The sequence below is a fragment of the Micromonospora sp. NBRC 110037 genome (assembly GCF_001652995.1).
GTDB lineage: Bacteria > Actinomycetota > Actinomycetes > Mycobacteriales > Micromonosporaceae > Micromonospora > Micromonospora chalcea.
Genome location: NZ_BBVA01000002.1, coordinates 862,027 through 876,754, shown reverse-complemented (window position 1 = coordinate 876,754; position 14,728 = coordinate 862,027). Strand labels below are relative to the sequence as shown.

The 14,728-nt window shown below is 74.9% G+C and carries 5 protein-coding genes; all 5 read right to left on the bottom strand.

Annotated features, from left to right (window positions below):
* Window positions 1–19 precede the first annotated feature (19 nt).
* The 5 genes from A4R25_RS03000 to A4R25_RS30460 are packed head-to-tail and all read right to left on the bottom strand — an operon-like array spanning window position 20 to window position 14,651.
* The gene (locus tag A4R25_RS03000) at window positions 20–2,887 is read right to left on the bottom strand and encodes an amino acid adenylation domain-containing protein (RefSeq protein ID WP_064445514.1); all 2,868 of its coding nucleotides are present in this window, start codon (window positions 2,885–2,887) and stop codon (window positions 20–22) included.
* On the bottom strand, window positions 2,884–3,747 hold the full coding sequence (locus tag A4R25_RS02995) for a thioesterase II family protein (protein WP_082930897.1): 864 nt from the start codon (window positions 3,745–3,747) through the stop codon (window positions 2,884–2,886). The genes A4R25_RS03000 and A4R25_RS02995 overlap by 4 nt, the downstream gene beginning before the upstream one ends.
* Window positions 3,701–5,413, bottom strand: a complete 1,713-nt coding sequence (locus tag A4R25_RS02990; protein WP_043323008.1) for a cyclic peptide export ABC transporter — start codon at window positions 5,411–5,413, stop codon at window positions 3,701–3,703. The genes A4R25_RS02995 and A4R25_RS02990 overlap by 47 nt, the downstream gene beginning before the upstream one ends.
* Entirely contained in the window at window positions 5,410–10,101 is a 4,692-nt protein-coding gene (locus A4R25_RS02985) for a condensation domain-containing protein (RefSeq protein WP_064445512.1), read from the bottom strand. The genes A4R25_RS02990 and A4R25_RS02985 overlap by 4 nt, the downstream gene beginning before the upstream one ends.
* Window positions 10,098–14,651 (bottom strand): non-ribosomal peptide synthetase, encoded by a 4,554-nt coding sequence (locus A4R25_RS30460; RefSeq protein WP_082930896.1) that lies wholly within the window; start codon window positions 14,649–14,651, stop codon window positions 10,098–10,100. The genes A4R25_RS02985 and A4R25_RS30460 overlap by 4 nt, the downstream gene beginning before the upstream one ends.
* Window positions 14,652–14,728 lie beyond the last annotated feature (77 nt).

The window sequence follows — 14,728 nt, the reverse complement described above, 5'->3', positions numbered from 1 at the left end:
GGGGATTCGTGGGAGCGGATCAGAGGGCGGGCAACGCGCGGCTGTCCACCTTCCCGTTGGTGGTGAGCGGAATGTGGTCGATGGCGACGACGTCCGCCGGGATCATGTAGTCGGGCAGGTCGACGGCGAGGTGGGCGCGCAACGCGGCCGCGTCCACCGCCGCGCCGGCGGTGAGCACCACGTACGCCGCCAGGCGCTTCTCGCCGGGGCTGGGCTCGCGGGCGAGCACCACGGCGTCACGGACGCCCGGATGGGCGGCGAGCCGGGCCTGGATCTCGCCCAGTTCCACCCGGTAGCCCCGGATCTTGACCTGGTTGTCGATGCGGCCGAGGAACTCCAGCGTGCCGTCGGGCAGCCAGCGGGCCAGGTCGCCGCTGCGGTAGAGGCGGCTGCCCGGCGGGCCGTACGGGTCGGGCCGGAACCGGTCCGCGGTCAGGTCCGGGCGGCCCAGGTAGCCGCGCGCCACCCCGACGCCGCCGATCCAGACCTCGCCGGGCACGCCGACCGGCACCGGGTCGAGCCGCTCGGTCAGCACGTACATGGTGGTGTTGACGATCGGCACTCCGAGCGGCACCAGCTCGGTGGCCGGCGGCTCGCTGATCGGCTGCCCCGAGTTGCCGATGGTGATCTCGGTGGGGCCGTACTCGGTGGCGACCTTCGTGCCGTCCGGCCCGGCCAGATCCAGCCAGCGCTCGGCCAGCGCCGCGGTGAACGAGTCCCCGGCCGCGATGACCATGCCGGCCAGGTCCCGCGCCTGCTCCCCGGTGAGCTGCCAGGTGAGCAGGTCCAGGTGGCCCGGGGTCATCTTGATGAAGCTGTACGGCGCGCCCGTGAGCAGGTGCGCCCCGAGGTCGGCGGTGTCCAGCGGCTCGGGCAGCAGGTGCGCCGGCTCCCCGGTGATCAGCGGGGTGAAGATGTTCGGGATGCCCAGGTCGAACGAGATCGAGGAGAAGACCGGGGCGCCGCCGGGGCCGTGCGCGGCGTACGCGCCGACGGTCCAGAGCAGATAGTTGGCCAGGCCGGCGTGCGGCACCAGCACGCCCTTGGGCCGCCCGGTGGAGCCGGAGGTGAAGATGACGTAGGCGAGCTGGGCCGGGTCGATCGGCACGGTCGCCGGGGTGTCGGGCCGGGCCGCGACGGCCGCCGCGTCCGCGTCGACCAGGACCAGGACGCCGTCGTACAGGCCGGTGAGGGTGGCCTGCTCGACGGTGGAGGTGACCACCACCGGGCTGCCGGCCGCCTCGATCATGTAGCGCAGCCGTTCCGCCGGCAGCTGCGGATCCAGCGGCAGGTAGCCGGCCCCGGACTGCCAGACCGCGATCAGGGCGGGGATGAGGTCGGGTGTGCGGCCCAGGCACACACCGACCAGGGTGTCCCGGCCGGCGCCGAGGTCGAGCAGGTGGTGGGTGAGCCGGTTGGCCCGCCGCATCAGCTCCCGGTACGTGAGCCGCCTGTCGCCGACCCGGACGGCGATCCGGTCCGGAGTGGCGTCGGCCTGGGCCCGGATCAGGTCGACCACGGTCACGTCGCCCCGGTGCGCCGTCTCCGCGACGGCCCAGTCGCGCAGCACCGCGTCGCGCTCGTCCGCCGGCAGGTAGGTGCGCCCGGCGTCACCGTCGGGGTCGGCGGCCATCGCCACCAGCACCTCCCGGTAGAGCGCGGCGAGCCGGCGGGCGTACCCGGGGTCGACTGTCTCCCCGGCGACGCGCAGGCGCAGGCGGTCCGGCCCGGCGGTGACCCGCAGGCCGTACCCGTCCCGGTCGGCCGGCAGGCCGGGCAGCGGCTCACCGGGCAGGCCGGCGGCCGGGTCCCACTCGAAGAGGGCGTGCTGCCCCTGCCCCGGCCCGCCGGTGACCGGGCGGTACGCGAGCCGGTGGGTCCACGCGTCGCGCTCGTGGGCGGCCACGTCGCGCACCAGCGCCCGCCAGGTCGCCGCGCGGGCGGCCGTCGGCACGGGCCGCACCACGCGGTGCAGCAGTCGCTCGCAGTCCGGGCGCGCGGCGCCGCCGTGCGGGGTGAGGGTGGCGTCGGTGTGCCCGGCCGGTTCGGCGCCGAGCATGCCGAGCACGGTCTGGTGGGCGGCGAACAGCACAGTGGACAGCGGCGCCCCGGCGGCGTCGGCGAGCACGGCCAGCCCGGCGGACATCCCGGCCAGGTCGACGGTGAGCTCGGTGCTCCCGGCCGCGCCGCCCCAGCCGCCGGGCAGGGCGCAGGAGCCGCCGGCCAGCGCCCGGGTCCAGTACTCCTCGCCTTCGAAGTCGGCGGCGGCGTCGAGCGCGTCCGCGACGCAGGGCGCGTGCCGGGTGGCGGTGACCGGCGCCGCGGCGTAATAGGCGCGCAGCAGCTCGGCGAGGATGCCCGCCGGGTCGGCCACGCAGCTCAGCGCCCGGGGCGCGGCGACCAGCAGCGTCCAGCTCTGTTCGGTCTCCAGGATCACGGTCAGCCGCAGCGCCCCGGCGGCGGCCGGGTCGAACGGCGTGGCCCGTTCGGTCTCCAGCAGCGCGGCGAGCATCGCGTCGCGCTTGTCCGCGTCGACGCTGCGGTGGTCGTGCCGGGCCAGCGGGACCGTGGCGTCCGGATGCGCCAGGTACAGCGGCTCGGTGCCGCCGGACGGGTCGGTCGAGCAACGGAGCAGTTCGTGCGCGCGCACCACCGCCTCGACCGCCGAGGCGAAACGCTCCGGCGCGAACGGGGCCGGGTCCTCGATCCGCCGGCCGTCCAGGTCGACCTCGGTGAACGCCGACGCCTGCGCGACCAGGTCGGCCGGTACGTCGGGCAGCGGATAGGCGTCGCTGACGCCGGCCGGGACGATCGCCCGGTCCCGGGGACTGAGCAGCGTGAACGGCTCGATGTCGGCCGCGTCCACCGCCGGGTCGAGGGGGGTCATGTCTCGTCTCCTGGGTTCCGGTCCACCGGCGGCCCGCTCCGGGCGGGTACGGCGGCGACTGTGGTCGGGGGCGGTCGGTGGTGGTACCGGTCGGCGGCGCCGGACACCCAGGGCGGCGGTACGACGGCGGCGAGATCCCGCGCCACCGTCGCCACCACCTCGGCCCGCGCGCCGTGGAGGAAGAAGTGGTTGCCGGGGAACAGGCAGAGCCGCGACCGGGCCGAGGTGTGCCGCCGCCACCCGTCGAGCGCCCTCGGCGGCACGATCCGGTCCCCCCGGCCGCCCAGCACCGTCAGTGGCGTCGCCAGTGGCGGCTCGGGGCGGTGCTCGTACGTCTCCAGCACCGAGAAGTCGGCCCGCAGCACGGGCAGCATCAGCCGCATCAGGTCGGCGTTGTCGAGCACCTCCGGCGGGGTGCCGCCCAGCTTCGCCAGGTGCGCGCGGATCTCGTCGTCGGCGGCGCAGTGCAGCAGCGGTCGCGACGACGGGGAGTCCGGCGACGCGGCGGCGGAGACGAACACGTGCTCCGGCTGGCGCACCGGGCGGCGGCGCAGCGCCCGGGCCAGCTCGAAGGCGAGCAGGCCACCCATGCTGTGCCCGAACAGCGCGTACGGCCGGTCCAGCGCGCCGGTCAGCGCGTCGGCGAGGGACCGGATCAGCGGGGTGAGGCGCAGGAAGGGCGCCTCCTGCAGCCGGGTGCCCCGGCCGGGCAACTCCAACGCCACCACCTGGACTCCGGGTGGCGCGGCGCGCTGCCAGCCCCGGAACGACGCCGCGCCGCCACCCGCGTACGGCAGGCAGAACAGGCGGACGTCAGCGTCCGGATTCCACACCTGACCGCCCAGCCACCGACTGTCCACGGGGAACCTCCTCCTCCCTGATCTGGCCGTAGTCGAGCCGGACGAGCCGGTCGGCGGCGTCGAAGTAGCGGTCGTCGTGGCTGATCACCACGACGGCCTTGTCCCGGTCCCGCAGCTCCGGCAGCAGTTCCCGGTAGAAGAAGTCCTTGAAGACCGGGTCCTGGTCGGCCGCCCACTCGTCGAACAGGCAGAAGGGGCGGTCCTCCAGGTACGTCACCAGCAACGCCAGCCGTTTGCGCTGCCCGAGCGAGAGCGCCGTGGTGGAGAACCGGTCCCCGTCGACGCGTACCTTGTGGTCCAGTTGCAGGCGCTCCAGGTACCGCTGCGCCTTGGCGGCCTGCTCCCCCGCCGGCAGCCCGAGCAGGCTGTCGAAGAGGTGGAAGTCGGAGAACACGGCGGAGAACAGGTTGCGGTAGTCCTCCCGGTTGGCCGCGGTGACCTGGGTGCCGTCCACCTGGATCGCGCCGCTCTCCGGCTCGTACAGGCTGGTGAGCACCTTCGCCAGGGTGGTCTTGCCGCTGCCGTTGGCGCCGACGACGAAGAGGATCTCGCCGCGCCGGAACTCGAAGTCCAGCGGGCCGAGCACGAACTGCTCGCCCTTCGGTCCGGGGTAGACGTGGCTGACTCCGCGGAAGGCGATGCTTCGCCACCCGGCGAAGACGTTGCCCGCCCGGCCCGCGGCGGCCGGGACCCTGCTGTTCGGCACGGCGGGCGCCCGCCCCGCGCCCGGCCCGCCGAGACCCGCGTCGAGCTCCGCGAGCCGCTCCTTGATCTTCCCCAGGGCCACCGACGCCCGGCCCAGCGCGGGGAACCAGACGAGGACGCCCTGAAGGCTGGAGACGGCGAAGAGCAGGATCAGCACGCACGACGTGAGCGTCTGGTCGGACAGGGCGAACCAGGCGGGGAAGGCGAACAGCAGCAGGCCGATGAAGGCGAAGAAGACCGCCTGGCCGCCACCGGTGGCGCCCTCGTAGACGGAGAGGCCGAAGACGCTGTGCCGGCGGTAGGCGGACGCCGTGGCCGTCAGCTCACCGTCGATCAGCGCGGCCCGCCGCTCCCGGTTGAGCTTCAGCTCCTTGAGCCCTTCGGTGACCGAGCGGAAGTGACCGAACAGCGCGTCCTGCTCCCGCCGCGCGGCCTTGAGCGCGCCCAGGCCGGAGGCGGAGACGAGCAGGTAGAGCAGCACGCCCACGACGACCGTGGCGCCGGTGGCGAGCGCCACCGCCGGTGAGACGATCACCAGGTACGCGATGGCCACCAGCACGAACGCCGCGCCCGAGCAGATGCCCGGCAGGCCGGGCAGCGCGTCGGCGATCACCACCACGTCGTCGGCGAGCGCCGAGTAGAGCTGCGCCGTGCCGGTCCGCTCCACGGTCCGCAGCGGGGCGTCCAGGATGCCGTCGATGAGGCGGCGGCGCAGGTGGTAGACGGCGCCCTGAGACAGCCGGTACAGCATGCTCTGGGAGACGAACTTGGTGACCAGCGTGGCCAGGCAGAGCGCCACGTATCCCCAGATCAGCCGCTGCGAGGGCGCGGCGTCGGCGGCCAGCGCCAGGTTGACCATGGCGATGAAGGCGGCGCCGGTGCCGCCGCTGACGATGCCCGCCGCGATGGCCAGCAGGAACGGGCCCCGGCTGTAGCGCAGCAGGTAGGCGAAGAGGCTCATGCGCCCACCTCGTCCAGCCAGGCACGGAGCGTGGTCAGCGGCGCCGCCGGTGAGTCGGCCAGCCGGCCGAGCAGCAGGTCCCAGCGTCGCATCAGCGCCTGGAGCGCCCGGGCGTCGTGGACGTCGGTGGAGAAGATCCAGGTGCCGTGCAGTTCCGCGCCCTGTTCCCGCATGATCAGAGCCAAGTCGACCTCCGCCGGTCTGAGGTTGGTGCCGAGCACCTCGGAGAAGACGTAGTCGTCACCGATTTCCAACGAATCGACCCGCAGCCCGGGCAACGCGAGTTCCGGCACCTCGGCGTTGAGCAGGTTGAACAGGGTCCGCGTCGGGTCACCGTCCGCGGTGGCCGGCGCCGCCAGCCACGGCGGCACGGCCCGGTTGGCGTACGCGTCGAGCGTCCGGTCCCGGACCTGCCGCACCAGCCCGGCGAACGTCGACGCGGCGGTCAGGTCGGCGCGTACCACGAGCGGGTGCACGAACCAGCCGATCAGGTCGGCCGTCTCGGCCCGGTCCCGGCCCGCCTCCGGGAAGCCCACCGGGATGTCGTCGCGGCCGGAGCAGGCGGCGAGCAGCAGGTGGTACGCGGCCAGCAGCGCCATGAACAGGCTGGCCCCCTCCTGCCGGGCGAGCCCACGCAGCTTCTCCGTGACCGCCGGGTCGACGCGGAACGCGCGGGTGAAGCCGTCGGCGGCGGTCGTCCCGGTGGCCGGTGGCCGCAGCGTCAGTGCCGGTGGCAGGCCGGCGAGGGCGCGCCGCCAGTGGTCCACGTGCGCGTCGAGCGCGCCGCCGGCCAGTTGCCGGCGCTGCCACGCCGCCACGTCGGGGTACTGCACGGCCAGCTCCGGCAGCTGCGGCGCCCGGCCGGTGGCGTGGGCGCCGTAGAACTCGGTCAGGTCGCGCACCAGCACCCCGTAGGACCAGTTGTCGGTGACCAGGTGATGCATGGTGAGCACCAGCGCGTGCCGGTCCTCGCCGAGGCGGGCCAGCAGGCCGCGCACCATCGGCTCCGCGTCGATGCGGAACGGCCGCCGTCCCTGTTCCTCGATCAGCGCGCGCAGTTCGCCCGGGTCGGCGTCGCGGAGGTCCACCGCCGTCAACGGCCAGCCGCCGGCCGGTTCGATCCGCTGCGCCGGCCCGTCCGGGCCGTCCACGATCCGGGTCCGCAGCGCCTCGTGCCGCCCGGCGACGTCGTCCAGGGCGCGGCGCAGCGCCGCCTCGTCCAGCGGTCCGGTCAGCCGCAGCGCGGTCACCACGTTGTGGATCGGGTCGGCCGGGCCGAGCGGGTGGTGCCGGATCAGCCGTTCCTGGCTGAACGACAGCGGCAGGTCGCCGTCGCGGCCGACGCGCGGGATCGGGGCCGGGCCGGTGTCCGCGCCGCTCGCGTGCCGCCGGACCTGCCCGGCCAGCCAGCCGACGGTCGGGTTGCCGAAGAGGTCGCGCAGCGCGAGCCGTACGCCGTACCGGGCGTCGATCTGCGCGGCGAGTTTGGTGGCGAGCAGGGAGTGCCCGCCCAGGGTGAAGAAGTTGTCGTCCCGGCCGACCTCGTCGACCCCGAGCAGCTCCCGCCAGATGTCGGCGATCGCCGCTTCCACCTCGTCGCGGGGCGCTTCGGCAGCGGCGGCGGGCTCGCCGGCGGGCGGCTGCGGCGCGGGCAGGGCGGACCGGTCGACGGTGCCGGCCGGGGTGCGCGGCAGCTCCGGCAGCGCCACCCAGGCGGCCGGGAGCAGATTCTCCGGCAGCCGCTGCCTCAGGTACGCCGCCAGCTCACCGGCCCCGGCCTGCCCCACGACGTACGCGACCAGCCGGTCGTCGTGCGCCACCACGGCGGCCCCGGTCACGGCGGGATGCCCGGCCAGGGTCGTCTCGACCAGGTCCAGGTCCACCGGGAAGCCGCGCAGCCGTACCTGGTGGTCGAGGCGGCCCAGGTACTCGATCACGCCGTCGGCGCGCATCCGGGCCCGCTCGCCGGTGCGCAGCAGCCGCGCGCCGCGCGCCGTGCCGAACGGGTCCGGCGCCAGCAGCGCCGCCACGTCTCCGGCCGGCGCCGGAAGCGGGTCGCCACCGACGTACAGCTCCCCCGGCACGCCGGCCGGGAGTGGCTGACCGGCCCGGTCCAGGACGTGCACCCGGGTGCCCGGCACCGGGCGGCCGACCGGCATCAACTGCCGCTGCCCGCCGTCGGGCGTGGCCGGGTCGGTGGGCCCGCCGTCGGGCGTGGCCGGATCGGTGGGCTCGCCGTCGACGGCGCACAGGTGGGCGGTTACCGGCGCGGCCACGTCCGGCGGCACGAGCACGTGGTGCAGGGCCGCCGGCGACCGCTCCGCGAAGCGCGCCACCAGGTCCCGGGACAGCGGCGCCCCACCGCAGAACACATGCCGCAGCGCGGCGCAGCGCTCCACCCCGCGCTGGTCGAGCAGGTCGGCGAGCAGGTCGGGCCGGAAGCAGGCCACGCTGACCCGCTCCGCCCGGATCAGGCCGACCAGGTGGCGGGCGTCGCGGTCCCCGCCGGGCCGGGCCAGCACCACGGCCGCGCCGCTCAGCAGCGGGGCGTACAGCTCCCAGACCGCCGCCGGGGCGGCCAGGGGCGCCTGCTGGAGCACCCGGTCGGCGGCGGTCAGCCCGGCCGCCTCGGACAACCAGCGCAGCCGGTCGCGCAGCGCGGCGTGGCTGTGCACCGTGGTGCGCGGCGCACCGTCGGGCGGGCAGGTGACGTAGGCCGGGTCGCCGCCGGTGACAGTGCCCGCGCCGGCCGGCGCCACGGCGTCCGGCACGAGGGCACCGGGCACGGCGGCGTCCGGCACGGCGCGCGGGTCGGCGGACGGGTCGTCCACCAGGCAGGTCGGCCCGGACCAGCGCGGGACGCCGCCCTGCGGGCGCGCGGTGAGCAGCAACGCGACCTCGGCCGCCGTCAGCAGCGCGGCGGCCCGGTCCGCGGGCAGCGCCGGGTCCACCGGTACGACCACCCCGCCGGCCCGCCAGACGGCGAGCGGCGCGGCCACCAGCTCCACGCACCGGTCCAGCCGCACGCCGACGCGGGTGCCCCGGCGCACGCCCGCTGCCCGCAACCGGTCGGCGAGCGCGCCGACGAGCGCGTCCAGCTCGCCGTAGCCGACCGTACGCGAGCCGAACCGCACCGCCGGGGCGGCCGGGTCACGGCGTACCGCCGCGGCGAAGGCGTCACCGACCAGCGGACGGCCGGCGTCGGTCGCCGGGCCGGTGGCCAGCGCCAGCAGCTCGTCCCGCTCGACCGGGCCGACGAGCGGCAGCACGCCGATCGGGGTGTCCGGGTCGTCCAGCAGGCCCCGCAGCAGACGGTGGAACATGCTCACGTGACGCCGGGCGGTCGCCTCGTCGAACAGGTCGGTGCTGTACTCCAGCCGCCCCCAGATCGTGTCGCCGTCCTCGAAGAGGTCAAGCAGCAGGTCGAACTCGGCCTTGCGGGCGTCCAGCGAGACCGGCTCGACCCGCAGCGGCCCGTCGTGCCAGGACGGGAACGGCACGTTCTGGTACGAGAACAGCACCTGGAAGACCGGGGTGCCGGCCGCCGACCGCTCCGGCTGCAACTGCTCGACCAGCCGCTCGAACGGGATGCCCTGGTGGTCGTACGCGGCCAGGCACACCGCGCCGACCCGGCGCAGCAGCTCCCGGAACGACGGCTCGCCGCGCAGGTCGGTACGCAGTGCCACGGTGTTCATGAACAGCCCGATCAGCGGTTCCAGCTCGACCAGGCGCCGGTTGGCCACCGGCGAGCCGACCACCACCTCCTCGTCGCCGGTGAGCCGGTGCAGCAGCACCGCGAAGGCGGCCTGGAGCACCATGAACAGCGTGGCGTTCTCCTGCCGGGACAGCGCCCGCAGCCGGGTCACCACGGCCGGCGGGATCTCCACCGGCACCGAGTCACCCCGGTAGCTCTTCTCCCTCGGCCGGGGCCGGTCACCGACCAGGCCGATCTCCGGTGGCGCGCCGCCGAGCTGGCCCGTCCAGTACGCCAGGTCCGCCGCCCACGCCTGCTGAGCGTCCGGCTCCTGCTGCCAGAGGGCGAAGTCGGCGTACTGCACCGGCAGCTCGGGCAGGCCGTGCGGCCCACCGGTCAGCAGGGCGCGGTAGCAGTCGATCAGCTCGCGCAGCAGCACCCCCATCGACCAGCGGTCGGACACGAGGTGGTGCAGGTTGAGCAGCACGCCGGTCACCTGCGGGCCGAAGCGGAGCAGCCGGACCCGCACCGGCGAACCGGCGGCCAGGTCGAACGGCCGGCCGATCAGCTCCTCCTCGCGGCGGCGCAGCTCGGCGTCGACCTCCCCGGGCGCCACCCCGGGCACGTCCTCGACCCGCACGTCCGGCGGCAGGTCGGCCCGGACCTGCTGGTACGGCCGTCCGTCCCGCTCGAAGAAGACCGTCCGCAGCGACTCGTGCCGGCGGACCACCTCGGCGCAGGCGCCGGCGAACAGGTCCGCGCGGAAGTCGCCGTGCACCCGCATCGCCGTGGAGATGACGTACGCGGAGGTGTGCGCCGCGAACTGCTCCAGGAACCAGATCCGGCTCTGCGAGAAGGTCAGCGGCACCGGGGCGTCCCGGTCGGCGCGCGGTGGCACGGTCCGCGCCGGGGCGCGGTCGATGCCCTCCTCCTGGAGCAGGTTGCCCAGCAGCGCGAGCCGCTGCGCGGACAGGGCGAACCGCCTGGTGCTCATGCCTGCGTCCTTCCGTCGGCGCGGTCGAGTGCCTGCTGCACCTCGTCGTCGGACAGGTCGCTGAGCCGGATCAGCAGCTCGGCGGTCTTCTCCACGACGGTCCGCTGCGCGGGGTCGGCGGTCAGCGCGCGGGTGAGCCCGGCGACCGTCGGGTCGGTGAAGACCTTGTGCAACGGCACGTCCACGCCGAACGCCTCCCGGACCCGGGCCACCATCCGGGTGCTGAGCAGCGAGTGCCCGCCGAGGGCGAAGAAGTCGTCGCCCACGCCGACCCGGTCGACGCCGAGCGTCTCGGCCCAGATGCCGGCGATCACCTCCTCGACCGGTGTGCGCGGCGCCACGTACGCCGATGTCACCTGCCGCCGGCCCGACTCGGGCGCGGGCAGCGCCTTGCGGTCGACCTTGTTGTTCGGGGTGAGCGGCAGCGCGTCGAGGAAGACGTACGCCGAGGGCGCCATGTAGTCGGGCAACTGCTCGCCGACCGCGGCCTGCAACCGCGGCAGCAGCCGCCTCGCCCGGCGGCCGAGGGCGTCGTTGACGAACGAGTCCCAGCGCGGCTCGGCGGCGGGCGGCCCGGCGAGCCGGGGCAGCGGCGTCTCCGGCCGGCCGTCGCCGGCCAGCCGGCGCAGCACGACGGTCAGGTCACCGGCCGGTCCGTGACCGGACCAGTCCAGGTCCAGCCGGTAGCCGGTCTCGTCGGCGAGCCGGCGCAGCTGTTCCGGCTCGACGGCGGCCGGGTCGACAGGGGACGCCAGTTCGGCCCGCAGGTCGGCGACCGTGCCGGCCGCCCCGGCGAGCGCCGTCGCCGCCCGCGCCCAGCGGTCGACGCGGGCGTTGGGTACGCCGCGCAGCGCGAGCAGCGCCGGACGGTCGGCGGTGAGCCGCTCGCGCAGCCCGGCCGCGGTGAGCCCGCTGTCGCGCCAGTCCAGCCACGTCACGTCCCCGGCGTCGACGACGTCGCCGTCGACGGTGAGCCGTACGTCGTAGCGGAACCGGGTCAGCTCGTTGCTCACCGAGCCGAGCTTCGGCATCACCCGTACCTCCGTCAGCCGGGGGAAGCGGGCCGGCAACGCGGTGAAGAAGCCCGGGTCGAAGACCAGCTCCCGGTCGTCGGCGACGGCCCGGCGCACCCGCTCGCGCAGTTGCTCGGCGCTGTCCTGCGCCTCGGCCCGCTCCACCTGCACCGAGGTGTGGAAGGTCTCCAGCAGCGGCAGGCTGCGGATGTCGCCGAGGAAGAGCGAGCCGCCCGGGGCGAGCCGGGGCAGCGCGCCCTCGATCACCCGCAGCAGGTAGTCCTCGTCGGCGAAGTACTGCGCCACCGAGTTGAGCACGATCACGTCGAAGAGCTGGTCGGGCAGTGCGTCCAGCTCGTCGGCGGCGCAGCCGAACAGCTCCACCCCGGACAGTCCCCGCGCCGGCACGTCGGCGCGCAGCCGGTCCAGGGCGACAGCGGAGATGTCGGTGCCCCAGTAGCGGCGCACGTGCGGGGCGACCCGGTAGAGGATCAGGCCGGTGCCGCAGCCGATCTCCAGCACCGAGCGCGGGCCGTCCTGGAGGATCCGCTCGGCGGTCGCCTCGGCCCAGCCGCGCATCTCCGCCACCGGGATCGGCGCTCCGGTGTAGCTGCTGTTCCAGCCCCGGGTGTCGAACGTCGGGTCGACCTCGCCGGTGTCCGTCACGTCGTACGCGGCGTCCCAGACGTCGCGCCACTGCTCCACCTCGTGCGGCCACTGCGCCGCCGCCTCGGCCCGGGCGTCGGCGCCGGCCACCACGTACGCCACCAGCCGCTGGTCGCCGGGGGTGTCCTCGCGTACGGTCACCACCGCCTGGTTGACCTGCGGCTGCCGCTCCAGCACCGACTCGATCTCGCCCAGCTCGATCCGGAAGCCCCGCAGCTTCACCTGGTGGTCGAGCCGGCCGAGGAACTCGATGCTCCCGTCGGCGCGACGGCGGACCAGGTCGCCGGTGCGGTAGAGCCGGTCGCCCAGCCCGATCGGGAAGGGGTGCCGGACGAACCGCTCGGCGGTCAGCTCGGGCCGGTCCAGGTAGCCCCGCGCCAGGCCGGCGCCGCCGATGTGCAGCTCGCCGGGGACACCCGGCGGCACCAGGTGGCCGCTGCCGTCGAGCACGTGCAGTTCGGTGTTGGCGATCGGCTCGCCGATGGAGATCGGGCCGTGGTCGACCCGCGCCACCGCCGACCAGATGGTCGTCTCGGTCGGGCCGTACATGTTCCACAGCTCGGCGCACCGGCCGAGCAGGCGCTGGGCCAGCTCGGCGGGGAGCGCCTCGCCACCGGCCAGCACCCGCAGCCCGGCCTCGCCGGTCCAGCCGGCGTCGAGCAGCATCCGCCAGGTGGACGGGGTGGCCTGCATGACCGTCGCGCCGAAGGTGTCCAGCGCGGCGGCCAGCCGTTCCCCGTCGGCGGCGACCTGGCGGCTCACCACTGCCACGCAGGCGCCCTCGACCAGCGGCAGGAGCAGCTCCAGCCCGGCGATGTCGAAGGAGAGCGTGGTGACCGCCAGCAGCACGTCGTCGGCGGTGACGCCGGGGCGTTCGCCCATGGCGAGCAGGAAGTTGCCCAGCGCCCCGTGCGGCACCTGCACGCCCTTGGGCCGGCCGGTGGAGCCGGAGGTGTAGATGACGTACGCCAGGTCGTCGGGGCGCACGTCGACGTCCAGCGGTTCGGCCGACTCGGCGGCCAGCTCGTCACCGAGCAGGTCCAGGCAGAGCGGCTGCGCCTTCACCCCGCCCAGGCCCGCCAGCACGTCGCTGCTGGTGAGCAGCACGGACAGGTCGGAGTCGGCGAGCATGAAGGCGATCCGGTCCGGCGGGAAACCCGGGTCCAGCGGCACGTACGCGCCGCCGCTCTTGAGCACGGCGAGCATCGCCACGACCATGTCGGCCGAACGCTCCAGGCAGATGCCGACCATCGTCTCCCGGGCCACCCCGAGCCGCCGCAGCCGGCGGGCCAGCCGGGTCGAGCGCCCGTCCAGCTCGGCGTAGGTCAGGCTCTCCCGGTCGGTGCGCAGCGCCGGGGCGTGCGGGGTGGCGGCGGCCCGGGCGGCGAAGCGCTGCGGCACGCACACCGGCTGCGGCCAGTCCCGGCGGGTGTCGTTCCACCGCAGCCGCAGGTCACGCTCCTCGTCGGCGCCGAGCATCGGAACCTGGTCGATCGGCCGGTCCGGGTCGGCGAGCAGGTTCTCCACCAGCTGCGCGAGGTGCCGGGACATCCGCTCCACGGTGGCCGGCTCGAACAGGTCGGTGTTGTACTCGAACCAGCCGGTCAGCCCGTCCGGCCGGTCGAAGACCTGCAGCTCCAGGTCGAACCGGGCGGTGGAGCTCTCCACGTCGACCGGCTCCAGCCGCAGCCCGGCCACGTCGAACTTCGGCATCGGGATGTTCTGGAAGATGAAGTGCACCTGGAAGATCGGCGAGCGGGACAGGTCCCGGCGCGGGGCCAGCTCCTCCACCAGCCGCTCGAAGGGCACCTCCTGGTGGGCGAACGCGCCGAGGCAGGTCTGCCGGACCCGCCCGACCAGCTCGTGGAAGCTCGGGTCGCCGGACAGGTCGGTGCGCAGCGCCAGGGTGTTGACGAAGTAGCCGACGAGCCGTTCGATCTCCGGCCGGTTCCGGTTGGCCACCGGTACGCCGACCACGATGTCGTCCTCGCGGCTGTAGCGGTGCAGCAGCGCCTGGAAGGCCGCGAGCAGGGTCATGAACGGGGTGGCGCCCTCCCGCTGGCTCAGCGCGCGCAGCCGGGTCATCACCGGCTCGGGCAGGGCGAAGGGCCGGGAGCCGCCCCGGGTGCTCTGCACCGCCGGGCGGGGCTTGTCGATGGGCAGCTCCAGCGCGGCCGGCGCCCCGGCGAGCGTCTTCTTCCAGTACTCCAGGTCGGCGTCGAGCGCGTCGCCCTCCAGCCGCTGCCGCTGCCAGACGGTGTAGTCGACGTACTGGATCGGCAGGTCCGGCAGGGTCGACTCGCGACCGGCGGCGAACGCCCCGTACAGCTCGACCAGCTCGGCGATGGCCACGGACATGGACCACAGGTCGGCCGCGATGTGGTGCATGGTCAGCAGCAGGATGTGCTCCTGCGGGCCGAGCCGGAGGAACCGCACCCGCAGCAGCGGCCCGCCGGCCAGGTCGAACGGGCGGGTGAACTCCTCCCGGGCCAGCTCCTGGATGCCCGCCTCACCCTGCGGTCCGCGCAGGTGGGCGCAGTCGACCACGGTGAACTCCGGCTCGCAGACGGCGTTGACCAGCTGCCGGGGCTCGCCGTCGACCTCGGTGAACGTGGTCCGCAGCGCCTCGTGCCGGCGGGTGATCTCGTTGCAGCAGCGCCGCCACACCTCCAGGTCCAGCGGGCCCAGGATGCGGACGGCGCCGGGGATGTTGTACGCGGCGCTGCCCGGCGAGAGCTGCTCCAGGAACCAGAGTCGTTGCTGGGAGAAGGAGGCCGGGAACTCCCGCCGCTGCTTCTTCTGCCGCAGCCGCTCGGCCAGCAGTGCGCGCTTCTCGGCGGCGGACAGGCTGCCCAGGTCGGTGGTCGTCACGGGCGATCATCCTCGGTGTGTGGGTGAGCTGACACGGCTGCGGACAGGACGTGCGGCGCTCGCGTACGGCGGGCACG

What these genes read in the sequence shown, in the direction of transcription:
- A4R25_RS03000 (WP_064445514.1), bottom strand. Translation starts at nt 2,887, where the DNA reads ATGACCCCCCTCGACCCGGCGGTGGACGCGGCCGACATCGAGCCGTTC.
- A4R25_RS02990 (WP_043323008.1), bottom strand. Translation starts at nt 5,413, where the DNA reads ATGAGCCTCTTCGCCTACCTGCTGCGCTACAGCCGGGGCCCGTTCCTG.
- A4R25_RS02985 (WP_064445512.1), bottom strand. Translation starts at nt 10,101, where the DNA reads ATGAGCACCAGGCGGTTCGCCCTGTCCGCGCAGCGGCTCGCGCTGCTG.